Origin of the sequence: Rhodoferax ferrireducens (genome assembly GCF_031458075.1) — a bacterium.
Taxonomy (GTDB): Bacteria; Pseudomonadota; Gammaproteobacteria; order Burkholderiales; family Burkholderiaceae_C; genus Rhodoferax_B; species Rhodoferax_B ferrireducens_A.
In genome coordinates, this window is the sequence record NZ_JAVDXT010000003.1 from 507,531 (window position 1) to 532,591 (window position 25,061).

A 25,061-nucleotide genomic window follows, 5' to 3' on the forward strand; every position below is an offset into this window, starting at 1 on the left:
GAGGCCCGTGCAGCGGTAGCCCGATGCTGCGCAGCTCTTGCATAATCCTCGCATGTTGCCCTTGCCTACGCCAGACTCGCTCAAAGAGCTGTGTGCCTTGATTGCACAACACTGCCATGAGCGCCGGACCAGCACCGCCATCCCCCGCGTCGGCCTGGTACGCTCCGATACCCCGACCCTGCCCATGGGCGTGGTCTACCAGCCCATGCTGTACATCGTGGCGCAAGGTGCCAAGCAGGCGCTGCTGGGTGACAACATCGTGGAATACGCTGCCGGCCAGTATTTGGTGGTGTCGGTGGACTTGCCCATCACCGGCTCGGTCATCCAGGCCTGTCCGGAGGCGCCATATCTGGCGTTGTCTCTGGAGCTGGACCCGGCGGTGCTGTCCGACATGTTGCTGAGCCTGCCTGGCACAGCCCAGGACGCCCCCTTGCCCGGCCTGGCGGTCAGCCCGGTGACGCCCGATCTGCTGGATGCAGCCGTGCGCCTGCTGCGGCTGCTGGGCCGGCCGGCCGACATTCCCATGCTGGCGCCGCTGGCCGAGCGCGAGATCCTGTACCGATTGCTGACCGGCGCCCAGGCGCCCATGCTGCGCCAGATCGCGCTGGCCCACAGCCGCATGGCCCAGGTGGGCCAGGCCATAGGCTGGATACGCAGCCACTTTGCCGAGCCGCTGCGCATTGACGATGTGGCGCAGCGCGCCAACATGAGCGCCTCCACCTTCCACCGGCATTTCAAGGCCGTCACGGCCATGAGTCCGCTGCAGTACCAGAAGCAGATCCGCCTGCAGGAGGCCCGGCGCCTGCTGCTGGCCGGCCAGGCGGACGCGGCCAGCATCGGCTTCACCGTTGGCTACGAGAGCCCGTCGCAGTTCAGCCGCGAATACGCGCGCATGTACGGCCAGCCACCGCTGCGCGACGCCGTACGCCTACGCGGACTGGGGCCACTGGTCGCGGTGTAACGCAGCCGTGCCGGGGTTTCCTACAATCGAGCCCTCATGAAAACGCCCACCTACACCCGCGCCCAACAACTGCCCGCCATCCTGGCGCAACGCATTGCCATCCTGGATGGCGCGATGGGCACCATGATCCAGCGCTTCAAGCTGACCGAAGAGCAATACCGCGGCGAACGTTTCAAGGACTTCCACAAGGACGTGAAGGGCAACAACGAGCTGCTGAGCCTGACCCGGCCCGACGTGATCCGTGACATCCACGAAGGCTACCTGGCCGCTGGCGCTGACCTGATCGAAACCAATACCTTCGGCGCCACTACCGTGGCCCAGGAGGACTACGACATGGCCGACCTGGCGATCGAGATGAACTTCGAGTCCGCCAAAATCGCCCGCGCTGCCTGCGACAAATACAGCACGCCGGACAAGCCCCGCTTCGTCGCTGGCGCCCTCGGCCCCACGCCCAAGACGGCCAGCATCAGCCCCGATGTGAACGACCCCGGCGCGCGCAACGTCAACTTCGAACAGCTGCGCAAAGCCTATTACGAGCAGACCAAGGCCCTGGTCGAAGGCGGCGCGGACGTGATCCTGGTCGAGACAATTTTCGACACGCTGAACGCCAAGGCCGCGCTGTTCGCGGTGGACGAATATTTTGAAGACTCGGGCCAGCGCCTGCCGCTGATCATCAGCGGCACGGTGACCGATGCCTCGGGCCGCATCCTCAGCGGCCAGACCGTCACCGCCTTCTGGCACAGCGTGCGCCACGCCCAGCCGCTGGCAATTGGCCTGAACTGCGCGCTGGGTGCGGCGCTGATGCGCCCCTACATCCAGGAGCTGCACAAGGTGGCGCCCGATACCTTCATCAGCTGCTACCCCAACGCCGGCCTGCCCAACCCGATGAGTGACACCGGCTTCGACGAAACGCCTGAAGTCACCTCGGCCCTGGTGCGCGAATTCGCCGCCGAAGGCCTGGTGAACATCGTCGGCGGCTGCTGCGGCACCACGCCCGACCACATCGCCGCCATCCACAAGGCGGTGAACCCGCTGCCCGGCCGCGTGCTGCGGCCCTTCTTCTACAAAGAGGCTGCCTGATATGCAAAAAGTGCGCTGGGGCGTGTTGAGTACCGCCAAGATCGGCATGGAAAAGGTCACCCCGGCGCTGCTGCGCAGCCAGTGGTGCGATGTGCAGGCGATTGCCTCGCGGTCCCTGCCCTCGGCGCGCGCTGCGGCCGACAAGCTGGGCATTCCCACCGCCTATGGCTCCTACGAAGAGCTGCTGGCCGACCCCAGCATCGAGGCCATCTACAACCCGCTACCCAACGACCTGCACGTGCCCATGACCCTGGCCGCAGCCCGCGCCGGCAAGCATGTGCTGTGCGAAAAGCCGATCGCCCTGAACGCCAACGAGGCGGCCCAGCTGCGCGAGGTGGCCGGCAAGGTGCACATCATGGAAGCCTTCATGGTGCGTTTCCACCCGCAGTGGCTGCGCACCCGCGAGCTGGTGCAAAGCGGCGCCCTGGGCGAGCTGCGCACGGTGCAGGCCTGGTTCTCCTACTTCAACCGCAACCCCGACAACATCCGCAACGATGCGGCCAAGGGCGGCGGCGCGCTGTTCGACATTGGCTGCTACCCCATCGTCGCCGGGCGCTTTCTGTTCGGCGCCGAGCCGGTGCGCGTGATGGCGCTGGCCGACATGGACCCCGAGTTCAATGTGGACCGTACCTTCAGTGCGCTGCTGGACTTTGGTGGCGGCCGGCACCTGGACTTCACCGTGTCCACCCAGTCCACGCCCTACCAGCGCGTGCAGGTGGTGGGCACGCAGCAGCGGGTGGAAATCGAAATCCCGTTCAACGCGCCGCCGTTTGAGGCCACGCGCATTTTCATCGACAACGGCAAGCAGCTGGGCGGCGCCAGCGCCACGGTGGAGAGCTTTGCACCCTGCGACCAGTACAGCCTGGAAGGCGATGCGTTCTCGCTGGCGATCCGCGGTGAAGCGCCGCTGCTCTACGGCGTGGAAGACGCGGTCCAGAACATGCGCATCATCGACGCGCTGTTTGCCTCGCAGCGCAGCGGGCGCTGGGAAACCCTGGCTGCTATTTAATTGGTAGCTGCTAGCGCAGGTGCTACCTGCGCTAGAGGCATGTTTGACGGTTGTTTTTCCGTCAGGTAGCACGTAGCCTCTGCGTCAGATCGCTGGCGGTGCTGACCAGGCAGTCCAGATATTCCTTCTGATTGCGCTGCCCATCCTCACGCGGGGCAACCAGGCACAGCGTGGCGATGCACACCTTCTCGCCCTGGTACACCGGCGCTGCGAAGCACTGGGTGAAGCTGTCCACGATGCTGCCGCAGGTGAAGTACCCGGCGGTGCGGGCCTCGCGGGCTTCTTGGAGGAAGGCCTGGGTATCGAGCCAGTCGCCGTTGGGGAGCTTGAAGTCTTCCTTGGGGATCAGGTTCAGAATTTCGCCGTCCGATAAATGCCCCAGCAGCAGGCGCCCGGATGCGGTCCAGGGAATCGGCATGGCTTCGCCCACGTTGGACGAGATGCGGAAAGGGCGTATGCCTTCTTTCATCAGCGCCACCGTGTATTTGTTGCCGTCCAGCATGCAGAGCTGGGCGGTTTCGCGGGTTTCCTGGGTGATGCGGACCAGCGACTTTTCGCATTCGCGCATCAGGTCGAAATGCTCTGCATACGCGCTGCCCAGGAAGTGCAGCTTGCGGCCCAGAAACACCTGGCCTTCGCTGCCGGAATATTCCAGCACCCCGTGCTTGAGCAGCAGATTGATCAGCTCGTAGACGGACGAGCGCGGCGCGCCCAGCAGCGCTGCGATTTCATTCGGCCGGGCCGGTTTGCGGTGCGATCTGAAAAAGTCGAGGATCTCGAAAGCGCGGTCCAGCCCCCTGGAGCGGCGATTGGAGAGACTGTCATCGACAACCGTCATGGATAAGGGCTTCCGTTGCTGGATTTCAGGGGTTTGTGTTGTTGCCACTTTTGAGCTTGTAGGCAACGCAATCGACTTCGACCTTGCAGTCGACCATCATCTGCGCCTGTACGCAGGCACGGGCTGGCGGATTATCCCCAAAATACCCGGCGTAGATTTTGTTGAAGGTCCAGAAGTCGCGCGGATCGTCCAGCCACACGCCGACCCGCACCACGTCTTCCACGCCATAGCCGGCTTCGGTCAGGATGGCGATGAGGTTCTCAATGGTTTTGTGGGTCTGGGCGACGATGCCGCCGGCGATGATTTCGCCACCCTCCATGGCCACTTGGCCGGAGACATGCAGCCAGCCGTCTGCCTCTACCGCGCGGGCAAAGGGCAATACCTGGCCGCCCGCGCCGCGCTCGCCGGCGCCGTATCGAATGATGCTCACAGATGTCCTTTCAATTTAGTTGAAGGCAGAGCTTTTGAGGAACTCGGCCAGCCGTTCGGTTTGGGGTTGGACGAACATCTCGCGCGGATTGCCTTCCTCGGCAATGCGGCCCTGGTTCATGAAGATCACCCGTGTCGAGACCTCGTAGGCAAAGCGCATTTCATGCGTGACCAGCAGCATGGTCATGCCCTCGCGGGCCAGGTCCTTGATGACCAGCAGGACTTCGTTCACCAGCTCCGGGTCCAGCGCGGATGTCACCTCGTCGAACAGCATCAGCTTGGGCTCCATGGCGATGGCGCGGGCAATCGCCACCCGTTGCTGCTGGCCGCCCGACAGCTGGCCGGGGTAGTGGTTGCGGCGGGCCAGCAGGCCGACGCGGTCCAGCCAGCGCTCGGCCACCGCCACCGCTTCGTCCCGGCCCATTTTTTTGACCTTGATCAGGCCCAGTGTGACGTTCTCGGTGGCGGTCATGTGCGGGAACAGATTGAACTGCTGGAAGGCCATGCCGGTGAGTGCGCGCTGGCGGGCAATCTCCAGTTCGCTCTTGCGCCGCCGCGTGCCGCCGCGCATTTCGTAGCCAATCTCTTGCCCGGCGATGCGGATCGACCCGTCGTTGAATTCCTCCAGCATGTTGATGCAGCGCAGCATGGTCGTCTTGCCCGACCCGCTGGAGCCGATGATGCAGACTACGTCGCCCTGCTGCATGGCGCAGTCCACGCCCTTGAGCACTTCCACATCGCCGAAGCGCTTGTGCAGATTGCTGATTTCCAGAATATTGCTGCTCATCAAGAGGTCCTCACGATGGAATGGTCGTTTTTCTTTCCACAAAACGCCCGAAGCGCTCGATGGAGAAATTGATGCTGAAGTACAGAAACCCGGCCAGGAAGTAGAACGGCAGGTTCATGAAGGTGCGGGCAATGATTTCCTGCGAGGCCAGCAGCAAGTCGCCCACGCCGATCACCGACAGCAGGGTCGATGCCTTGACGATTTCTGCCGCGGTGTTGACCCAGGCGGGCAGTACCTGCCGCAGGGCCAAGGGCATCAGCACCGAGGCAAAGGTTTGGCGGAATGTCAGGCCGATGGCTTTGGCGGCATCCATTTGTCCCTTGGGGATGGCTTGTAGCGCGCCGCGCACGATCTCGCCTACGTGGGAGCTGCAGAACACCGCCAGGGCCAGCACGCCGGCCTGCAGCGGGCTGAGCCCGATGCCGATGGCGGACGGCACGTAGTAGCCGGCCAGCACCAGCACCAGCACCGGTGTGCCGCGCAGAAAGTCGGTGTAGCCACGCGCCAGCCAGCGCAAGGGGCGGCCCCCATAGGTCAGCGCCAGGCCCACGCCTATGCCCAGTACCGTGCCAAGGACGATGGCGCTGGCGGCGATCGCCATGGTCACCCCGAGCCCGTAGGCAATCGAGCCGCGCGCGATCCAGAGCTGCTGGATGAATTCTGAGAATGTGAAGTCCATGGCGGTCACCGGGGGATGGAGAGTTGCCGCTCGATGCGCCGGAACACGGCGGCCAGCAGGGCGCAGGTGCACACGTAGATCAGGCTGACCACCACCCAGGTCTCAATCACGCGGAAGGATTCCACATTGATCTTGCGGGCCTGGAAGGTGAGCTCGGGCACCGCGATCACCGCCGCCAAAGAGGTGTCTTTGAACAGCGAAATCACCGTGTTGCCTAGCGCGGGCAGCACGTTTCTGAACATCAGCGGCAGGATGATGGATGTGCGGATCTGCATCTTGCTCAGGCCTATGGTCTGGCCGGCTTCGCGCAGGCCGGCCGGCACCGACAGCAGCCCTGCGCGAAACACCTCCGCCAGATAGGCGCCTGAATAGATCGCCAGCGTGGCCACGAAAGAGGGGATTTCGTCCAGCCGCAGGCCCACATTGGGCAGCGCGAAATAGGTAAACAGCACCAGCACCAGAATCGGCGTGTTGCGGATGACCGTGACGTACAGGCCGGCGGTGCGGCGCAGCACGCCCAGCTTGGAGATCAAGGCAAAGCTGACCAGCAATCCGATCAGCATGCCGATGGCAATGCTCTCAGCCGCCAGCACCAGGCTCAGGCCCAGCCCGTCCAGCAAGGGCATGAAGCTGCGCCAGACGGCGGCGAAATTCAGTGTGTAACCCATGTGCAGCCTCGGCTAAGCAGTTGGTGGTTCGCGGATCGGGCCATTGCCCTGCCTGGGCAATGGTTGCCGCGTGTCTGTTCAGACGGGGCTTTATTGGAATTCGACCGGGAAGCCGATCTTGGGCGGTGCCAGCTTCACGCCGAACCAGGTGTTGAAGGACTTGGCGTAGCTGTCGAATTCCACGCCGGTCATGGCTTCGTGCAGGGCCGTGTTGACGAAGTTCAGCCAGTCCTGGTCGCCGCGCTTGACGGCGCAGGCATAGGTTTGCGGGTTCCAGCCGTAGCCCGAGTCGATGTACTTGCCGGCGTTCTGTTTGACGAACCAGGCGATCGACGATTGGTCCGTGGCGACCGCATCCACACGGCCTGAATTCAGGGCCTGGTAGATCAGGTCTTGCGAGTCGAACTGGGCCACCTTGGCGTTGGGCAAGGCCGCGCGCACCATGGCTTCGGCATAGACGTTTTGCAGCACGCCCACCTTGACCGAAGCGTCGGCCTTTTTCAGCGCGGCGTAGTTGGCATACGGGCTCTTGGCCTTGAGCATCAGGCCCACGCCTTCGCGGTAGTAGGGAATGGTGAAGGCGACCTGCTGCGCGCGCGCGCCGGTGACGGTCAGGAACTGGCAGGTGATGTCCACCTTGCCGGTGGTGATGTTGGGAATGCGCGCGTCCGACGACTGGTTGACGAATTCCACTTTCTCGGGGTCGTCAAACAAGGCCTTGGCAATGATCTTGGCCATGTCCACGTCAAAGCCCTGCAGCTTGCCGTCCTCTCCCTTGAAGTGCCAGGGCGCGTTGGTGCTGCCGGTGCCCACCACCAGACGGCCTCGCGCAAGAGCCTGTTCCAGGGTGCCGGCGGCAAAAGCCGTTCCCGTTGCAAACACGGAGGTAGCGGCCAATGCCGCCAATGCCAGAAGTCGAAACGCCATGTTGATACTCCTAAATGCCTAAGTGATGGGTGGGTTGTGTCTGCAATAATGGACATGTATCTGCAATCGCGGACGTGCTCAATTATTGTTACTTTTTAGTGACTGTCAACAAGACGTGCGCGGGCGTTGGAATTTCCACCACGGGTGGTTTGGGGCAGCAGTGGCTGCACGTTGATGCGAGCTTGATCTGGTTGCTATGCAATCAATAGCTACTGGCGCAGATACTTCCTGCGTAAGCAGTCGATTTCTGATGAGGGCTCGGGGAGGTTCTGGCAGCGGCTGGCTGGTCGATCAGCCGGTGTGGACCAGCGCGATGAGGCTGCCGGCCGAGTGATGGCGCAATCCCAAGCACCCCGGCGGGCGGTAACCCGCAGGGGCCTTGCTAACCCGGCAGGGCTGATAAACCCCGCCTGACAGGCTAAAGTTTGCCTGCCGGGGAGCGAAAAATCTTGCTGAAGTTTTTGTGCTAGCGCGCAAATGCAGAAGATTTTTCTGTTCAATCGCAAATTGTCCATAATCCATCGCCATGGACGCCCTTGACCGAAAAATCCTTGCCGTGCTGCAGACCAACGCGCGGGCCAGCCTGCAGGAGGTGGGCCAGGCCGTGGGCCTGAGCAGTTCGCCCTGCTGGGAGCGCATCCGCAAGCTCGAAGCGGCGGGCGTGATCGAGGGCTACACCGTGCGGCTGAACGCCCAGGCCCTGGGCCTGCACGAGACGGTGCTGGTGCAGCTCACGCTGGACAGCCATACCGACAACACCTTGGAGAAATTCGGTGAAACCCTGGCGGCCATCCCCGAGGTGGTCGAGGCCTATCTGGTCTCCGGCGAGTACGACTACCTGCTGCGGGTGGCCGTGAAGGACACGCGCGACTACGAGCGCCTGCTGCGCGAGCGGCTGTACAAAATCAAGGGCATCCGCCACAGCAAGTCCAGCTTTGTGCTGCGCACCCTTAAAAAGGCCGATTTGCCGCTATAGCGCGGGCTGCCGCTCAGGTGGGCGTTTTCGCCGCGGCGATGCGCTCTATGAAGCGCCGCGCCGCCAGGCCTAACGGCCTTTCCTTGGACCAGACCACGTCCACCCACAGCTCCATGTGGTTGGTCAGGTTGTCGAACGGCATCTCCACCAGGCTGCCGGCGGCGATCTGGTTGCGCACAAAGGACTGCGGCAGCCAGCCCCAGCCTATGCCGGCCTCGATCAGGCCCAGGGCGGCGATGTGGTTGTCGGTGCGCCAGCAGTGCCGGGCATAGGCGAAGCGCCGGTCTATGGTGGCCAGGTCGCGGCTGGCCAGCACGATCTGCCGGGTGTTGGTCAAATGCTCTTCGCGCAGGCCTGTCGCGCTGGGCAGGGTGCGTGCCAGCAGCGCGGGCGCCATCACCGCCACCAGGGTTTCGCTGCTGACCTCCTGGAAGCCCTCGCGGCCGTCCAGGCTGGGCCGCTCGAACACCAGCGCCAGATTGGCCCGGCCGGCGTGCAGCATGCTGAGCGCATCGGGTTGGGGTGCGGCCAGCACCTCCACCTCCAGCAGCGGGTATTCCTGCGCCAAAGTCGCCAGCGGGCCGCGCCATTGGGCGGCCAGCAGTTCGGGGGCGATGGCCAGGGTCAGGCGGTTCTCCAGGCCCTGCGTCAGGCCCAGGGCCTGGGCTTTCAGCTGCTGCAGCTGACTGGCCAGCAGCCGCGCCTGTGGCTCCAGCGACAGGGCGGCGGCCGTGGGCCGGGGCTCGCGGCCGCTGCGGTCAAACAGCGGCAGGTCCAGCTCGGCCTCCAGCTGCGCAATCGCCATGCTGACCGCCGACGGCACCCGCCCCAGCGCCCGCGCGGCGGCCGAGAACGAGCCGTGGTCCAGCACGGCCAGAAAGACTTGCACGCTTTCGGAAGTGAATGCCATCGTTCAACCTATCAGTAAAACTGAAACAACCTGACTTTATATATCAGAGTCTAAGACATACAGTGGCGGCATTCGCAATTCAGCGGCTGCAAAGCCCAGAGGTCTGCCATGCAAGGTATCAAGCGCAAAGTGGTGTACGTAGGTTTGTTCGAAGGCATCGCCATCCTGGCGACCACCTTTGGGCTGTCCGGCATCACCGGCCACGGCATGCAGGATTCCAGTGTGGTGGCGGTTGCGGCTTCCAGCATCGCCATCGCCTGGAACCTGGTCTTCAACACCGTGTTCGAACGCTGGGAGGCGCGGCAGGCGGTGCGTGGCCGCAGCGTGGGCCGGCGCATCGCGCATGCCATCGGCTTCGAGGGCGGGCTGACGGTGTTTCTGGTGCCGCTGATGGCCTGGTGGTTCGACGTCTCGCTGCTGCAGGCGCTGGCGATGGACTTTGGCCTGCTGCTGTTCTTCCTGGTCTATGCCTTTGTTTTCAACTGGATTTTTGACCGGGTGTTTGGCCTGCCCGCGTCGGCGCTACAGGTGCAGCCCGCCTGAGCCATTTGCTATTCAATACATAGCTGCCTGCGCAGGCAGAATGTGCGCTGGAGGCGTATTTCTTTTGAATTCTGGCCGGCCCTTAAAATAATCGCCTCCCAAGGAGCGTTGCAGCGGGCTTGCCCCCGTCAGGCTTGGGAACCTCGCCATCCTGAGATTGCAACGACGCTCACCTGAACCATGCCCCTCCACAGGTGAGTCGAATGTCCGAACCCGTCGCAAATTCCGTCCCCCCCATGCTGTTGTCCGGCCTGGAGCCCGTGCTCATCGGCCCCGGCACGCTGTTCGTCAACATCGGCGAGCGCACCAACGTCACGGGCTCCAAGGCCTTCGCCCGCATGATCCTGAACGGCGAGTTTGACCAGGCCTTGTCGGTGGCGCGCCAGCAGGTGGAAAACGGCGCCCAGGTGATCGACATCAACATGGACGAAGCCATGCTGGACAGCAAGGCGGCCATGGTGCGCTTCCTGAACCTGATCGCCAGTGAGCCCGACATCGCGCGCGTGCCGATCATGATCGACAGCAGCAAATGGGAGGTGATCGAGGCCGGCCTGCGCTGCATCCAGGGCAAGGGCATCGTCAACTCGATCAGCATGAAGGAGGGCGTGGAGCAGTTCAAGCACCACGCCAAGCTGCTGCGGCGCTACGGTGCGGCCGCGGTGGTGATGGCCTTTGACGAAAAAGGCCAGGCCGATACCTACGAGCGCAAGATCGAGATCTGCGAACGCGCCTACCGCATCCTGGTGGACGAGGTGGGTTATCCGCCCGAAGACATCATCTTCGACCCGAACATCTTTGCCGTGGCCACGGGTATCGAGGAACACAACAACTACGCGGTGGACTTCATCGAAGCCACGCGCTGGATCAAGCAAAACCTGCCGGGCGCCAAGGTGTCGGGCGGTGTGTCGAATGTGAGCTTCTCGTTCCGCGGTAACGACCCGGTGCGCGAAGCCATCCACACCGTGTTCCTATACCACGCGATCCAGGCCGGCATGGACATGGGCATCGTCAACGCCGGCATGGTCGGCGTGTATGACGATCTGGAGCCGGTGCTGCGCGAACGCGTCGAAGACGTGGTGCTGAACCGCCGGCCCGACGCCGGCGAGCGTCTGGTCGAGATCGCCGAAACCGCCAAGAGCGGCGCCAAGGACGAGAGCAAGCGCCTCGACTGGCGCGGCACGCCGGACCATCCGGTGACAGTGGAGCAGCGCCTGAGCCATGCCATGGTGCATGGCATCACCGACTTCATCGTGCCCGATACCGAAGAGGCCTACCAGGCGATTCTGGCCAAGGGCGGCCGTCCGCTGCACGTGATCGAAGGCCCGCTGATGGCTGGCATGAACATCGTGGGCGACCTGTTCGGCCAGGGCAAGATGTTCCTGCCGCAGGTGGTGAAGTCAGCGCGGGTGATGAAGTCCGCGGTGGCCCACCTGATCCCCTACATCGAGGAAGAAAAGCGCCTCGACGAAGCCGCCGGCCGCGATGTGCGCACCAAGGGCAAGATCATCATCGCCACCGTCAAGGGCGATGTGCACGACATCGGCAAGAACATCGTCACCGTGGTGCTGCAGTGCAATAACTTTGAGGTGGTGAACATGGGCGTGATGGTGCCCTGCCATGAGATCCTGGCGCGCGCCAAGGTCGAGGGCGCCGACATCGTCGGCCTGAGCGGCCTGATCACCCCCAGCCTGGAAGAAATGCAGTACGTGGCCGGCGAGATGCAAAAGGACGACCACTTCCGCATCAAGAAGATCCCGCTGATGATAGGCGGCGCCACCACCAGCCGCGTGCACACCGCGGTGAAGATCGCCCACCACTACGACGGCCCCGTCGTGTACGTGCCCGATGCATCGCGTAGCGTGGGTGTGGCGCAGAGCTTGCTTGGGGATGGCGCTGCAAACTTCATAGCAGAGCTGAACGCCGACTACGACAAGGTGCGCCAGCAGCACGCCAACAAGAAGCAGACCCCGCTGTGGCCGCTGGCCAAATGCCGGGCCAACAAGACGCCGATCAACTGGACCGGCTATGCACCCAAAACGCCCAAGTTCATCGGCCGCCGCGTCTTCAAGAATTTCGACCTGGGCGAGCTGGCCAAGTACATCGACTGGGGCCCGTTCTTCCAGACCTGGGACCTGGCCGGCCCGTACCCCGCGATCCTGACCGACGAGGTGGTCGGCATAGAAGCCACCCGTGTCTACAAGGACGCGCAGGCCATGCTGAAACGCGTGGTCGAGGGCCGCTGGCTCACTGCCAACGGTGTGATCGCACTGTACCCGGCGAACACGGTGAATGACGACGACATCGTCTTCTACACCGACGAATCTCGCAGCGAAGTCGCCATGACCTGGTACGGCCTGCGCCAGCAGACCGAGAAGCAGGCGGTCGATGGTGTGATGCGCCCCAGCCGCTGCCTGGCCGATTTCGTGGCCCCCCAAGCCAGCGGCGTGGCCGATTACGCCGGCATGTTTGCCGTCACCGCCGGCCTGGGCGCCGAGAAGAAGGAAGCCCAGTTCATGGCCGAGCTGGACGACTATTCCAGCATCATGTTCAAGGCCATCGCCGACCGCCTGGCCGAGGCCTTTGCCGAATGCCTGCACCAGCGCGTGCGCACCGACCTCTGGGGCACGGCGCCGCAGGAGGCGCTGAGCGTCGAGGACATGATTGGCGAAAAGTACACCGGCATCCGCCCCGCGCCCGGCTACCCGGCCTGCCCGGACCATAGCGCCAAGCAGGACATGTTTGCGCTGCTGCAATGCCATGAGATCGGCATGGAGCTGACCGAAAGCCTGGCCATGCTGCCGGCCGCCAGCGTCAGCGGCTTCTACCTGGGGCACCCGGACAGCGTGTACTTCAACGTCGGCAAGATCGCCGAAGACCAGCTGAAAGACCTGGCCCAGCGCCGGGGCCTGAACGAGAAGGACTTGCAGCGTCTGCTGGCCCCGAACTTATAAGCGTTGTAGCAGCCCCATTTAGGGCTATTGCGGGCTTGTTACATACGGGGCTTTGTAAGAAACTAAAGTTCTACTTTGTGAGGTGCGCTTGTCGCTGGACCACTGATGGATGAAGATCTTCTAGAGTTCCTGGACGCCGCACCGGCCGCCGTGCCCGGCGCTGCGCTGCCCGAGCCGTGGCGTATTCTGATCGTCGACGACGACCCCGATGTGCACGAAAGCACGGCCTATGGTTTGCGGGGGCTGGAGATCGAGGGCCGCGGCCTGCTGCTGCTGCATGCGCATACTGCGGCCCAGGCCCTGGACACCTTGCGCCGCGAACCCGATATCGCGGTGATCCTGCTCGATGTGGTGATGGAAACCGACGACGCCGGCCTGGCCACGGTCGGCGCGATCCGCGAAACCCTGGGCCTGGCGAATGTGCGCATCATCCTGCGCACCGGCCAGCCCGGCCAGGCGCCCGAGATGGACACCATCCGCCGCTACGACATCAACGACTACAAGACCAAGAGCGAGCTCACGCGTACCAAGCTGTATACCGCGCTGACCACCGCCATCCGCTCCTACGACCAGCTGCGCCGGCTGGACGCCAGCCGGCGCGGGCTGCAGAAGATCGTCGCTGCCAGCAACCAGTTCATTGCAGAACAGGGCCTGCAGACCTTTGCCGAAGGCGTGATCACCCAGATCGCCGGCCTGGTGGGTATTGCGCCCGAGGGCCTGGTCTGCGCCTGCACCGGCAGCCGTACCGCGGGCGATGGCCTGCAGTGCCGGGTGATCGCCGCGGCCGGGCAATTCGCCCACCTGATCCAGCATGCGATCGGCGAGATCGGCGATCCACACATCGTGGCCAGCCTGCGCCAGTGCCTGACCGAGCGCCGTAATCTGCTGGGCGAACGCAGCGTGACCCTGTTCTTCCAGGGCCACGAAGGCGGCGACTTTGCGGCTTTTGTCTACAGCGCGGCACCACTGCGCGAGGTGGACATGCATCTGCTGCAGGTGTTCTGCACCAATATTGCCTTGTGCGCCGCCAATGTGGAGCTGGTGGCGCGGCTGCGCGACCACGCGTTCGTCGACCGCCTGCTGGGCCTGCCGAACCGCACCGCCTTTGTCCAGCATCTGGACGATGCGGCCCGTAGCGGCAGCCTGGGCGGCTGTGCGATTGGCCTGATGGACGTGGACCAGTTCGCCGAGACCAACGACATGTTTGGCCATGTGTATGGCGACCTGTTGCTGGCCGCGATTGCCCGGCGCCTGGGCGAGGTCCATGGCGGCGACGGCCTGCTGGCGCGGGTGGCGGGCGATACCTTTGGCCTGTTCGGCCTGGAGTCGGTGGTCAACCCTGAGGTGCTGCGGGCGGTGTTCGTCCAGCCTTTCGAGATCGAGGGCGTGCAGCGCCCGGTATCCATCTGCATGGGCTTTGCGCGCTGCGGCGAGGCCAGTAGCAGCGGCCTGGAGTTGCTGAAAGACGCGTCGATCGCCCTGAAGCGCGCCAAGGAGTTGGGCCAGGGCCGCAGCGCCTATTACTCGGCCGAAGTCGGTGTGGTGACGCGCGAGCGCACCCGCTTGCTGCACGGTCTGCAGCGCGCCTTTGACCACGAGCGCCTGTTCGTGGTCTACCAGCCGCAGATCAGCCTGCTGAGCGGCCAGACTATTGGGGTCGAGGCCTTGCTGCGCTGGCGCACCGAAGACGGCCAGTTCGTGCCGCCCGACCGGTTCATTCCGGTGGCCGAGCAGTCGGGGCTGATCGTGGCCATTGGCGCCTGGGTGCTGCGCACCTCCCTGTATGCGCTGGGGCAGCTGCGGGCCGGGGGCGCGGGCGATTTGCGCATGGCGGTCAACGTCTCGTCGGTGCAGCTGGCGCAGCCGCAGTTCCTGCAGATCGTCGACCAGGCTTTGCGGGACACCGGCATGCCGGCCGACTGCCTGGAACTGGAGATCACCGAATCGGTGGCGGTGATGGGCATGGAGCGCGTGGCCACGCTGCTGCGCGATATCAAGTCGCGCGGGATTGCGGTGGCGATTGACGACTTCGGCACCGGTTTTTCTTCGCTGTCCTACCTGGACCGTTTGCCCGCCGACCGGCTGAAGATCGACCGCGCGTTCGTGATGTCGCTGGACTCGGGCCGGCTGGGCGCGCGCATTGCCGAAATGATCGTACCGCTGGGCCACCAGCTGGGCATGAAAGTGCTGGCCGAAGGAGTGGAAAACGAAACCCAGGCCAGCCTGCTGCGCGACCTGGGCTGTGACGAAGCCCAGGGCTATCTGTACGCCAAACCCATGCCGCTGGAAGAGCTCGGCCCCTGGCTGGCGCAGCGCCGCGGATGGGCGCCATGAAGCTGCGGCCCTGGCTGGCGGGGCTGGCCTTGTTGCTGCTGCTGGGTTGCAGCCCCGACAAGCCGATCCGCATTGGCTTGCTGACCGGCTTGTCGGACCGGGTGTCGGACACCGGCGAAGCCGGGCGCAACGGCACCATCCTGGCGGTGGAGCAGCGCAACCAGGCTGGCGGCATCCATGGCCGCAATATCGAAATCGTGGTGCAGGACGACGGCCAGGAGCCCGCCAAGGCCGTGGTGGCGGTCCAGGCGCTGGTGGATGCGCGGGTCGATGCCGTGATCGGCCCGTTTACCAGCGCCATGGCCGAGGTGACGGTGCCGGTGGCCAACCAGGCTCGTCTGCTGATGATCAGCCCCACCGTCACCTCCAGGGACTTCTTTGGCCTGGACGATTATTTCATCCGCATCAACCGCACCACCAGCGAGAACGCGCGGGAATACGCGCAGCGTCTCTACCAACGCGGCCAGCGGCGGGTGGCGGTGGCCTACGACACGCGCAACAGCAACTTCACCCTGTCGTGGCTGAAGGAATTCAAGGCTGCGTATGCGGCACTGGGCGGCCAGATCGGCATTGCCGTGCCGTTTGCCTCGCAGGCCGAAACCGGGTTGGGCGACGTGGTGCGCAAGATGCTGACCGCGCAGCCCGATGGCCTGCTGCTGATCGCCAGCGCCATCGATGCGGCGCGGCTGGCCCAGCAGGCCGAAAAGCTCGCGCCCCAGCTGCCCAAGACCGCGGCCGAATGGGCGGCCAGCGAAACCTTGCTGGAGCTCGGAGGGCAGGGGGTCGAAGGTCTGCTGATCGCCCAGGCCTACGACCGGGACGACCGTTCCGAGCGCTTCCGCCAGTTTGTCGACGCCTATGTGGCCCGCTTCGCCCGCGAGCCGGGCTTTGCCTCGGTGCTGGCCTATGACGCAACCACGGTGCTGCTGCAGGCGCTGGAGCGCCAGCAGCGCGGCGAGTCGGTCAAGGACGCGGTGCTGAAGTACGGCCCGTTCGAGGGTTTGCAGCAGAGCATCCAGTTCGACCGCAATGGGGACACGCTGCACCAGGTGTACTTCACCGAGGTGCGCGGCGGCCGTTTCGTGCTGGTCAAGTGATATGGTGAATTTGCGGGTCTGGCGCTTGCGCAGCTATATGACGGCCTTGCTGCTGATCACCATGCTGGTGACCTTTGGCATTGTCGGCAGCGCGATCTTGCTGGTCAGCATTCCGTACATCGAGCAGAACAACAAGGAAGAGGTGGCGCGCGAGACCGAGGAGCTGCAGGAGCGGGTCGAGGTGCTGCTGCGTTCGCTGGAAGCGCGCATGGAGCTGCTCAGCGAGGCGCTGGAAACCATGGATCCGGCGCTGGCCAACGGTATGCTGGAGCGCGCCGCCTGGGATGGCGAGGCCATCCGCGCCATCTACCTGGCATCCAACGAGGGCACGGTGCTGGCCGCCGGCGTGGTGCCGGCGCTGCGGGTGCGACGTACCGATCTGCTGGGCAGCGACCTGTCGACCACCCCCTTGTTTCGCCGGGTCGTGGAGTCGCGCCAGATGGTCTGGGGCGACAAATACCTGTCTTCGATGTCGGGTGCGGTCACCGTGGGGCTGGCCTATCCCGTGGGCCGCCAGCACATCCTGCTGGCCGAGGTGCCGATGCGCTATCTGCTGGACACCTTCCAGATCGCCGCCGGCAAGCGCACCTCGTCCATCTGGCTGGTCGACCGCAGCGGTGAGATCGTGGCCGACACCAATGGCGGGCGGCAGGTGGGCACGGCCAATGTGCTGAACTGGCCGCTGATGCAGGCGGTGAAAAACTACCAGCTGCTGCCGGAGGTGTTTGCCTTCAACGGGCAGCGCTTCCACCCGGCGGTATCCCATTCCAACGATCTGGACTGGTATTTCATCGGCGGCATGCCGGCCGGGCTGGAGAACGAGAGCATCCGTGCCACCGTGCTGTTCGTGCTGGTCGGCTTCACCGGCTCTTTGCTGGTCGGCCTGCTGATGGCGCCGTTCTGGGCCTCGTGGCTGACCCGGCCCTTGCGCGGCATCGTGGCGCGGGCCGCGCAGATCACCCAGGGCGCACCCGCCGGGCCGTGGCCACGGGGCGCGGTGGCCGAGTTCAACAACCTGTCGGCCGACCTGGAGGCCATGGCTTCCACCCTGCAGGAGCGCGAGCAGAAATCGCTGGCGGTGTTCAACGCCTCGCCGGTGCCGATGTCGGTGACCGACATGGAGCGCTTTGCGCTGCTGGATGTCAACGACGCCTGGTGCAAGACCTTTATCCGCCGGCGCGAGGATGTGCTGGGCCGGACCTCGGTCGAGCTGAACTTCTGGCGTTCGGATGCCGAACGCGATGCCATGCGCAACCAGCTGCAGGCCACCGGCTCGGCCGAGGCCTGGATGCTGCGCGGCGATGGCCAGGAGGTGCTGCTGCAGTTCAGCCGGCAGCAGGCCCAGATCGGCAATACCCGGCTGCTGGTCTGGGCAGCGGTGGAGGTGACCCAGACGCGGCGCATCGAGCAGCAGCTGCGCGAGCTGAACGCCGAGCTGGAGGAGCGTGTGGATCGCCGCACCCAGGCCCTAGCACAGGCCAACGAGGAGCTGTCCGGGGCGCTCAGCAACCTGCAGCAAACCCAGGGCGAGCTGGTCCAGGCCGAGAAAATGGCGGCCCTGGGCAACCTGGTGGCCGGCGTGGCGCACGAGCTGAACACCCCCTTGGGCAACGGCCTGATGGCGGTCAGCGCGTTGAGCGACGACGTGCGCCAGTTCCGCCTGTCCATGCAAGACGGTGTGCGCCGCTCCGCGCTGGACGCCTTGCTGGTGAGCGCGGAGCAGGCCACCAGCATCGCGGTGCGCAATCTGCACCGCGCGGCGGACCTGGTCACCAGCTTCAAGCAGGTGGCGGTGGACCAGACCAGCGCCCAGCGCCGCCGCTTCGAACTGGCCGAGGTGGTAGACGAAATGGTCGCCAGCCTGCGCCCCTCGTTCGCCCGTTCGGCCTACAAGATCGAGGTCGAGGTGCCGTCCGGTCTGGTGCTGGACAGCTACCCGGGGGCGCTAGGCCAGGTGATAGGTAACCTGGTGAACAACGCCGTGCTGCACGGCTTCGAGGACCGCAGCTGGGGCACCATCCGCATCGGCGGCGAACGCGCCGACGATGGCAGCATCGTGATGCGCGTGGCCGACGATGGCCATGGTGTGCCGCCGGCCCTGCTGGAGCGGATTTTCGACCCCTTTGTCACCACCAAGATGGGCCGCGGCGGCACCGGCCTGGGCCTGCACATCGTCTACAACGCGGTCACCAATGTGCTGGGCGGCAGCCTCACCGTGGCCAGCGTGGTGGGCGAGGGCACGGTGTTCGAGCTGCGCCTGCCGGACGCCGCGCCGCGCGTCACCAGTCTGATGCCGCTGGTGTAAACCGCCCGCCAGATTTATAAGAAATGGGGCTCTGGCGCTGGTTCTATCAGCGCCAGAAGCTACTAAATATGTAGCATTACCTAGGCCGTGGCCCGCAGCGCGCGCCGGTACTGCATGGCCTCGGCCACATGCGCGACCTGGGTGCTGGCCGCGCCGTCCAGGTCGGCAATCGTGCGCGCCACCTTCAGGGCCCGGTGGATGCCGCGCGCCGACCAGCCGAGCCGGGCGGCGGTCAGGTTCAGGAACTTGGCGGCGGCCGCGTCCAGCGCCACATGCTGGTCGATGTCCTGCCCTTGCAGCGCCTGGTTGGTCATGCCCTGGCGGTCCATGGCGCGCTGGCGTGCCGCACTGCTGCGGCTGCGGATGGCCTGGGTGGATTCGCCGGCCGGGGCGTGCAGCAAGTCGTCGGCGGGCAGGGCCGGCACCTCGATGTGCAGGTCGATGCGGTCGATCAGCGGGCCGCTGAGCTTGCTCTGGTAGCGCAACACCTGGTCGGGGCTGCAGCGGCAGGCCTGCTGGCGCGAGCCCAGGTAGCCGCAAGGGCAGGGGTTCATGGCGGCGATCATCTGGAAGCGCGCCGGGAACTGGGCCCGGCGTGCGGCCCGGGAGATGGTGATGTGGCCGGTTTCCAGCGGTTCGCGCAGGGCTTCCAGCGCGGCGCGAGGGAACTCGGGCAGCTCATCCAGGAATAAGACGCCGAAGTGGGCGAGCGAGATTTCACCCGGCCGCGGCGGCGAACCGCCACCGACCAGGGCCACGGCGCTGGCCGTGTGGTGCGGGCTGCAGGTCGGCCGGGTCGCCCAGCGCTCCAGCGCAAAGCTGCCGCCCAGGCTGGCGATGGCCGCGCTTTGCAGGGCTTCGTCTACCGTCATCGGCGGCAGCAGGCCGGCAAAACGCTGGGCCAGCATGGATTTTCCGGAGCCGGGCGGACCAACCAGAAGTAGGCTGTGGCCGCCAGCCGCCGCGATCTCCAGCGCCCGCTTGGCCGCGGCCTGGCCTTTGACATCGGCCAGGTCGGCATAGTGGGCCGTGGCCGGCAGGGTGGTGGTGGTCAGCTGCGACCAGCCGTCGCTGGGCTCGGCCGCACCCTCGGACAGCGGCAGGAACTGCTGCACCACGTCCAGCAGATGCTGGGCGCAGAACACCTGGGCACCGGGCACCAAAGCGGCTTCCTCGGCGCTGCCCGGCGGTAGCACCAGCCGGGTGCGTACCTGCAAGGTGTGCAGGGCCAGGCTCATGGCCAGCGCGCCGCGGACCGGACGCAAGGCACCCGAAAGCGACAATTCGCCCGCAAACTCATGCCCGGCCAGCCGCTCGGTATCGATCTGTCCGCTGGCTGCCAGAATGCCCAGCGCGATCGGCAAATCGAAGCGGCCCGAGTCCTTGGGCAGGTCGGCCGGGGCCAAATTCACCGTAATTCGCTTGTTATGGGGGAATTCCAAGCCTGAATTCTGGATCGCCGAGCGCACCCGCTCGCGCGCCTCCTTGACCTCCACCTCGGCCAGACCGACCAGCGTGAAGCTGGGCAGGCCGTTGGTCAAATGCACCTCGACGGTGACTGCAGGAGCCTCCAGGCCCAGCAAGGCCCGGCTTTGCACCAAACATAAGCCCATAGTCAGATGACTCCCCATATCGGTGCATCTGTGTGGGGGGGCGAAATTTGCCTACCCACACGCACCATTTGTGTGCGATAAATATCTACCCAAACCCGTGCACTGCCGAAAAGCCGGTCTGGGCGGTGCTGGTGCCAAAGTAACACCAATTTGGCACGCTACATGCTTAAACCTTCCGCGATTCCCCTATTAATTTGGAGAAGCACATGAACCAGCCTGCGCCCAAGGCCGCCCGCCTTGCAGCCCTCTATTGCTACAGCCTACTGAAAGAGCAGCCATGAAACTTGTCACCGCCATCATCAAACCCTTTAAGTTGGACGAAGTGCGCGAAGCCTTGTCCGGCATTGGTGTGCAGGGTATCACCGTGACGGAAGTCAAAGGCTTCGGTCGCCAAAAAGGCCATACCGAGCTGTACCGCGGTGCCGAGTACGTGGTTGACTTCTTGCCCAAGGTCAAGATCGAAGCCGCCATCTCCGACGAGCTGGTCGACCGCGTGATCGAGGCCGTCGAAGGCGCAGCCCGCACCGGCAAGATCGGTGACGGCAAGATTTTTGTCTACAACCTCGAACAGGTCGTACGCATCCGTACCGGTGAAACCGGCAAAGAAGCGCTGTAAGCCGCAGCATCGTCTTTCTGAAAGAGTAAAGCAAACATGAAAAAACTAATTGCATCCTTTGCGCTGGGTTTGGGGTTGCTGTGGGGCAGTTCTTTGGCCCAGGCACAAGCACCCGCTGCGGAACCTGCCGCCAGCGCAGTAGAGGCGGCCGCTCCGGCCGAAGCCAAGCCTGCTGACGCGGCTCCGGCCCCTGCGGCTGCCGCGGCGCCTGCTGCCGCTGCCGCTTCGGCCGAAGCAGCACCTGCTGCAGCGCCCGTACCCAACAAGGGCGACACCGCCTGGATGATGCTGTCCACCCTGCTGGTCATCCTGATGACCGTGCCCGGCCTGGCCCTGTTCTACGGCGGCCTGGTGCGCAGCAAGAACATGCTGTCCGTGCTGATGCAGGTCATGGTCACCTTCTCGCTGATCGTGGTGCTGTGGTTCATCTACGGCTACAGCCTGGCTTTCACCGAAGGCAATGCCTTCGTCGGTGGCTTCGACCGGCTGTTCATGAAGGGCATCTGGGACAACGCCGCCGGCACGTTTGCCAACGGCGCGACTTTCAGCAAGGGTGTGTACATCCCTGAAATCGTGTTCGCCGCCTTCCAGGCGACCTTCGCCGGTATCACCTGCTGCCTGATCGTCGGCGCCTTCGCAGAACGTATCAAGTTCTCGGCGGTTCTGCTGTTCTCGGCCATCTGGTTCACCTTCAGCTACGCTCCTATCGCCCACATGGTGTGGTTCTGGATGGGCCCTGATGCCTACTCCTCCAAGGAAGTGGTCGACGCGATGAACGCCAAGGCGGGCTACATCTGGCAATCGGGCGCGCTGGACTTCGCCGGCGGCACCGTTGTGCACATCAACGCTGCTGTGGCCGGCCTGGTCGGTGCCTACATGCTGGGCAAGCGCGTGGGCTACGGTAAGGAATCCATGGCTCCTCACAGCCTGACCCTGACCATGGTCGGTGCCTCCCTGCTGTGGGTGGGCTGGTTCGGTTTCAACGCCGGCTCCGCTCTGGAAGCCAACGGCTTCGCTGCTCTGGCCTTCATCAACACCCTGGGTGCTACCGCGGCTGCAGTGCTGGCCTGGTGCGTTGGCGAATCGCTGATGAAGGGCAAGGCTTCGATGCTGGGTGCTGCATCCGGTGCGGTGGCAGGCCTGGTGGCTATTACGCCCGCAGCCGGCAACGTCGGTATCGGCGGCGGCCTGGTGATCGGTTTCATCGCTGGCTTCGCTTGCTTGTGGGGTGTGACCGGCCTGAAGAAGATGCTGGGCGCAGACGACTCGCTCGACGTGTTCGGTGTGCACGGCGTGGGCGGCATCATCGGTGCTCTGCTGACCGGCGTGTTCAACTCGCCTAGCCTGGGTGGCCCATCCACCGTGGCCGACTGGGTTTCCGTGGGCATGACCCCCGCAGACGCTTACTCGGTGGGCGCACAGGTGTGGATCCAGCTGAAGGCTGTGCTGATCACCATCGTCTGGTCCGGCGTTGTGGCTTTCATCGCCTACAAGCTGGTCGACCTGACCATCGGCCTGCGCGTGTCGGAAGAAGAAGAACGCGAAGGTCTGGACATCAGCTCGCACGGCGAAACTGCCTACAACCGCTAAACCAGCCCTGTGCTGCGGCCTGGGTGCCGCAGCCTGTCTGGTACAGGATCTTCCAAAGAGATTCGCCCACCCGCTCCCGCCGGTGGGTTTTTTTTCGCCCGTTCACAATACGGGCATCACAAGCTTCCCCATTTTCAGCATGACCTGGCACACCGTTACCACCGAACCCAACGCACTGGGCGAATCCCCCTTCTGGCATCCGCAGGAAAAGCGCCTCTACTGGGTCGATGTGCCCGGCAAGCTGCTGCAGCGGCTGGACGTGGCCAGCGGCGCGGTCGAGCGCTGGGCCATGCCGTCCGAGCCCGGCTGCATTGCCCCAGCGGCCAGCGGCGGCCTGGTGGTGGCGCTGCGCGACGGCATCTACCGCGCCAAGGTCTGGGGCGGTGACTTGCAGCTGCTGGCGGCCGCACCGTATGACCCGGCCACCACCCGCTTCAACGACGGCAAATGCGACCCGCTGGGCCGCTTCTGGGCCAGCACCATCTACGAGCCGCGCGATGCGCGCAAGGCCCAGCTGTATTGCCTGGAGGCCGGTGGCCTGGTCAGCAAGGCCGGCAACGCGATTACCGGCAACGGCCTGGCCTGGTCGCCGGACGCGAAGACCCTGTACTGGTCGGACACGCCGCACCACATCGTCCACGCCTGGGACTGGGATGCCCAGGCCAATCTGCTGTCCGAATACCGCGAGTTCCTCAGCATGGCGCCCAAGCCCGCCGGCTGGCAGCCCGGCATGCCCGGCTACGGTGGCCGTCCCGACGGCGCGGCAGTGGACGTGCAGGGCAACTACTACTCGGCCCAGTTCGAAGGCCAGCGCCTGTGCAAGTTCTCGCCCGATGGCGACCTGCTGAAGGCCTATGCGTTGCCGGTGCGCTGCCCCACCATGCCTTGTTTCGGCGGCGACGATCTGCAAACCCTGTACCTCACCAGCGGCCGTCATGGCCGCCCTGCGGCCGAGCTGGAGGCGCTGCCCGCCTCCGGCTGCGTGCTGTCCATGCGCGTCGATGTGCCCGGCCTGCCGGTGAATTTCTTCAAAGATTGAGCTTGCTATTGTTTATGTAGCTGCTGGTGCTGGTACTCTCTGCGCCAGAGCCTCATTTTCTTCAAACCCTCAGAGCCTATGCGCCGCCTGCGCCATCTTGCCAGCCAGCACCGCACTGCCGCCACCAATCGGCTGCTCGGCGGCCTGCTGGCGTTCAATGCGGGGGCCATCAATGCCGGGGGCTTTCTGGTGGTCGGCATGTACACCTCGCACATGACCGGCTTTGCGTCCATGCTGGCCGACAACCTGGTGCTGGGCAACATCACCCTGGTGCTGGGGGCTTTGGGCACGGTGCTGGCCTTTACCGTTGGTGCGGGCACCACGGCCATCCTGGTCAACTGGGCGCGCCAGCACCATCTGCGCAGCGAATACGCGCTGCCGCTGCTGGTCGAAGCCCTGTTGCTGCTGGTGTTCGGCCTGATCGGCGCGGCGCTGAACCGGCAGACCCCGTTTGCCGTGCCGCTCACGGTGCTGGTACTGGCCTTCACCATGGGTTTGCAGAACGCGCTGGTGACCAAGATTTCTGCCTCGCAGATCCGCACCACCCACATGACCGGGGTGATCACCGACCTGGGCATCGAGCTCGGCAAGCTGGTCTACATGAACCGGCAGGACAGCCCGCTGGAATCCCGGGTGCGCGCCAACCGCGTCAAGCTGCGGCTGTACGGCAGCCTGCTGGGGGCGTTTGTGGGCGGCGGCCTGGTGGGCGCCACCGGTTTCCGCTACGTGGGCTTCATCTGGGTGCTGCCGCTGGCCTTGCTGCTGCTGGCCTTGTCGCTGCCGCCGCTGGTGGCCGATCTGGTGCGGCCACGGCACCGGCACTTGTAGCTACTGTTTTCGTAGCTGCTTGCGCAGGTGGATACTGCGCCAACGGTCGATTTGATGCCTGATCCCGCTTAGGCGGCCAGATCCTGCGGCCGGGGGTGGCCGGGCATCAGTGCGTAGGGCGCGACCCAGCCCGGCTGGCTCTGGATGCGCTGCAGCCATGCGCCAATCGCCGGGTAATCGGCCCAGTCCACGCCGAATTCCGCCGGCCAGAACAGGTAGCCGCAGAGCGACAGATCGGCCGTGGTCAGGCGTTCGCCCACCACGTAACTGCGGTCGCCCAGGTGCTGCTCCAGGATCTTCAGTGCCGCCTGCATGCGGCCGCGCAGAAACGCCGTCACCGGGGTTTCACCGGTCTTGGCAAACTGCAGCTGGAAGCGCAGCGTGGCGATGTTGCTGGTCAGCTTGTGGTTGTCGAACAGCTGCCAGCGCAGCACTTCGCGGCGCTCGTCCTCGCCCTGCGGGCCGAACTGCGGAAACTGCCCGGCCAGGTAGTCGAGGATCACGCCCGACTGGCTGAGCCGCAGGCCGGCATGCTCCAGCACCGGCACCTCGCCCATCACATTGATCTCGCGGTAGGCGGGGGTACGGGTTTCGCCGTTGAAAAAATCGACGAAGCGCGGCGTCCAGTCGGCCCCGGCGAGCTGCAGCAGCAGCGCCACCTTGTAGGCATTGCCGGACTGGGCGAAACAATACAGTTGGTACGGGGCCATGCGGTCTCCAGGAAAGCGGTGAAAAAAAAGCGTTCGGGCCGGCCATCGTAACGGAGACGCAGGCTTAAATGGCCGGGGCAATGGCCGCTTTTCCGGCCATTGCCTGGCGGCCATCTGGCTACCCTTGAACTGTCGTGTTTGCCTGTCTGCAAGCACCTGTTGAGGGAAGCG

Annotated in this window: 22 protein-coding genes and 1 riboswitch; of the genes, 13 read left to right on the plus strand and 9 right to left on the minus strand. The window is 64.8% G+C overall.

Annotated features, from left to right (window positions below):
- Nucleotides 1–52 precede the first annotated feature (52 nt).
- The 3 genes from J2X19_RS17795 to J2X19_RS17805 are packed head-to-tail and all read left to right on the plus strand — an operon-like array spanning nt 53 to nt 3,050.
- Nucleotides 53–961, plus strand: a complete 909-nt coding sequence (locus tag J2X19_RS17795) for an AraC family transcriptional regulator (RefSeq protein WP_310375167.1) — start codon at nt 53–55, stop codon at nt 959–961.
- A gap of 36 nt (nt 962–997) precedes the next feature.
- A complete protein-coding gene (locus tag J2X19_RS17800) occupies nt 998–2,041 on the plus strand; it encodes a homocysteine S-methyltransferase family protein (protein ID WP_310375168.1) in 1,044 nt (347 codons plus the stop codon).
- A gap of 1 nt (nt 2,042) precedes the next feature.
- Nucleotides 2,043–3,050: a Gfo/Idh/MocA family protein gene (locus tag J2X19_RS17805; RefSeq protein WP_310375169.1), complete on the plus strand. Its 1,008-nt coding sequence runs from the start codon at nt 2,043–2,045 to the stop codon at nt 3,048–3,050.
- A gap of 61 nt (nt 3,051–3,111) precedes the next feature.
- Here the strand turns inward: J2X19_RS17805 and J2X19_RS17810 are convergent, their stop codons facing one another.
- The 6 genes from J2X19_RS17810 to J2X19_RS17835 all read right to left on the minus strand — a co-directional run bounded on the left by J2X19_RS17810 (nt 3,112) and on the right by J2X19_RS17835 (nt 7,378).
- On the minus strand, nt 3,112–3,888 hold the full coding sequence (locus J2X19_RS17810) for an IclR family transcriptional regulator (RefSeq protein WP_116607578.1): 777 nt from the start codon (nt 3,886–3,888) through the stop codon (nt 3,112–3,114).
- 25 nt (nt 3,889–3,913) lie between these two features.
- The gene (locus tag J2X19_RS17815) at nt 3,914–4,312 is read right to left on the minus strand and encodes a RidA family protein (RefSeq protein WP_310375359.1); all 399 of its coding nucleotides are present in this window, start codon (nt 4,310–4,312) and stop codon (nt 3,914–3,916) included.
- A 21-nt stretch (nt 4,313–4,333) separates the two neighbouring features.
- The gene (locus J2X19_RS17820; RefSeq protein ID WP_310375170.1) at nt 4,334–5,104 is read right to left on the minus strand and encodes an amino acid ABC transporter ATP-binding protein; all 771 of its coding nucleotides are present in this window, start codon (nt 5,102–5,104) and stop codon (nt 4,334–4,336) included.
- A gap of 10 nt (nt 5,105–5,114) precedes the next feature.
- Nucleotides 5,115–5,783 (minus strand): amino acid ABC transporter permease, encoded by a 669-nt coding sequence (locus J2X19_RS17825; RefSeq protein WP_310375171.1) that lies wholly within the window; start codon nt 5,781–5,783, stop codon nt 5,115–5,117.
- Nucleotides 5,784–5,788: 5 nt separating this feature from the next.
- The gene (locus J2X19_RS17830) at nt 5,789–6,451 is read right to left on the minus strand and encodes an amino acid ABC transporter permease (RefSeq protein WP_310375172.1); all 663 of its coding nucleotides are present in this window, start codon (nt 6,449–6,451) and stop codon (nt 5,789–5,791) included.
- 90 nt (nt 6,452–6,541) lie between these two features.
- Nucleotides 6,542–7,378, minus strand: coding sequence for a transporter substrate-binding domain-containing protein (locus J2X19_RS17835; RefSeq protein ID WP_310375173.1), 837 nt, complete (start codon nt 7,376–7,378; stop codon nt 6,542–6,544).
- Nucleotides 7,379–7,904: 526 nt separating this feature from the next.
- Here J2X19_RS17835 and J2X19_RS17840 point away from each other — a divergent pair.
- Nucleotides 7,905–8,354 (plus strand): Lrp/AsnC family transcriptional regulator, encoded by a 450-nt coding sequence (locus J2X19_RS17840; RefSeq protein ID WP_310375174.1) that lies wholly within the window; start codon nt 7,905–7,907, stop codon nt 8,352–8,354.
- A 13-nt stretch (nt 8,355–8,367) separates the two neighbouring features.
- Here the strand turns inward: J2X19_RS17840 and J2X19_RS17845 are convergent, their stop codons facing one another.
- Nucleotides 8,368–9,264 (minus strand): LysR family transcriptional regulator, encoded by an 897-nt coding sequence (locus J2X19_RS17845; protein WP_310375175.1) that lies wholly within the window; start codon nt 9,262–9,264, stop codon nt 8,368–8,370.
- A gap of 108 nt (nt 9,265–9,372) precedes the next feature.
- Here J2X19_RS17845 and J2X19_RS17850 point away from each other — a divergent pair, with 108 nt between their 5' ends.
- The 5 genes from J2X19_RS17850 (at nt 9,373) to J2X19_RS17870 (ending at nt 18,494) form a co-directional block, all read left to right on the plus strand.
- Complete coding sequence (locus tag J2X19_RS17850) at nt 9,373–9,807, plus strand: PACE efflux transporter (protein WP_310375176.1); 435 nt, start codon at nt 9,373–9,375, stop codon at nt 9,805–9,807.
- Nucleotides 9,808–9,901: 94 nt separating this feature from the next.
- Nucleotides 9,902–9,985: riboswitch (S-adenosyl-L-homocysteine riboswitch) on the plus strand.
- A 25-nt stretch (nt 9,986–10,010) separates the two neighbouring features.
- A complete protein-coding gene (metH, locus tag J2X19_RS17855; RefSeq protein ID WP_310375177.1) occupies nt 10,011–12,758 on the plus strand; it encodes a methionine synthase in 2,748 nt (915 codons plus the stop codon).
- A gap of 105 nt (nt 12,759–12,863) precedes the next feature.
- Entirely contained in the window at nt 12,864–15,092 is a 2,229-nt protein-coding gene (locus J2X19_RS17860) for an EAL domain-containing response regulator (protein WP_310375178.1), read from the plus strand.
- A complete protein-coding gene (locus J2X19_RS17865) occupies nt 15,089–16,189 on the plus strand; it encodes an ABC transporter substrate-binding protein (RefSeq protein ID WP_310375179.1) in 1,101 nt (366 codons plus the stop codon). Before J2X19_RS17860 ends, J2X19_RS17865 begins: the two co-directional genes overlap by 4 nt.
- A 1-nt stretch (nt 16,190) precedes the next feature.
- Nucleotides 16,191–18,494, plus strand: coding sequence for an ATP-binding protein (locus J2X19_RS17870; protein ID WP_207776360.1), 2,304 nt, complete (start codon nt 16,191–16,193; stop codon nt 18,492–18,494).
- Between the two features lie 80 nt (nt 18,495–18,574).
- Here the strand turns inward: J2X19_RS17870 and J2X19_RS17875 are convergent, their stop codons facing one another.
- On the minus strand, nt 18,575–20,107 hold the full coding sequence (locus J2X19_RS17875; RefSeq protein WP_310375180.1) for a YifB family Mg chelatase-like AAA ATPase: 1,533 nt from the start codon (nt 20,105–20,107) through the stop codon (nt 18,575–18,577).
- A 277-nt stretch (nt 20,108–20,384) separates the two neighbouring features.
- Between J2X19_RS17875 and glnK the strand changes: the two genes are divergently transcribed.
- The 4 genes from glnK (at nt 20,385) to J2X19_RS17895 (ending at nt 24,180) form a co-directional block, all read left to right on the plus strand.
- The gene (glnK, locus tag J2X19_RS17880; protein ID WP_092762173.1) at nt 20,385–20,723 is read left to right on the plus strand and encodes a P-II family nitrogen regulator; all 339 of its coding nucleotides are present in this window, start codon (nt 20,385–20,387) and stop codon (nt 20,721–20,723) included.
- A 36-nt stretch (nt 20,724–20,759) separates the two neighbouring features.
- Nucleotides 20,760–22,313 carry an ammonium transporter gene (gene amt / locus J2X19_RS17885; protein ID WP_116607566.1) on the plus strand — a complete coding sequence of 518 codons (1,554 nt, stop codon included), beginning with the start codon at nt 20,760–20,762 and terminating at the stop codon, nt 22,311–22,313.
- 139 nt (nt 22,314–22,452) lie between these two features.
- Nucleotides 22,453–23,352, plus strand: a complete 900-nt coding sequence (locus tag J2X19_RS17890; RefSeq protein ID WP_116607842.1) for an SMP-30/gluconolactonase/LRE family protein — start codon at nt 22,453–22,455, stop codon at nt 23,350–23,352.
- Between the two features lie 78 nt (nt 23,353–23,430).
- Nucleotides 23,431–24,180, plus strand: a complete 750-nt coding sequence (locus J2X19_RS17895) for a YoaK family protein (protein WP_116607565.1) — start codon at nt 23,431–23,433, stop codon at nt 24,178–24,180.
- Between the two features lie 68 nt (nt 24,181–24,248).
- Here the strand turns inward: J2X19_RS17895 and J2X19_RS17900 are convergent, their stop codons facing one another.
- Nucleotides 24,249–24,890, minus strand: coding sequence for a glutathione S-transferase family protein (locus J2X19_RS17900; RefSeq protein WP_310375181.1), 642 nt, complete (start codon nt 24,888–24,890; stop codon nt 24,249–24,251).
- Nucleotides 24,891–25,061 lie beyond the last annotated feature (171 nt).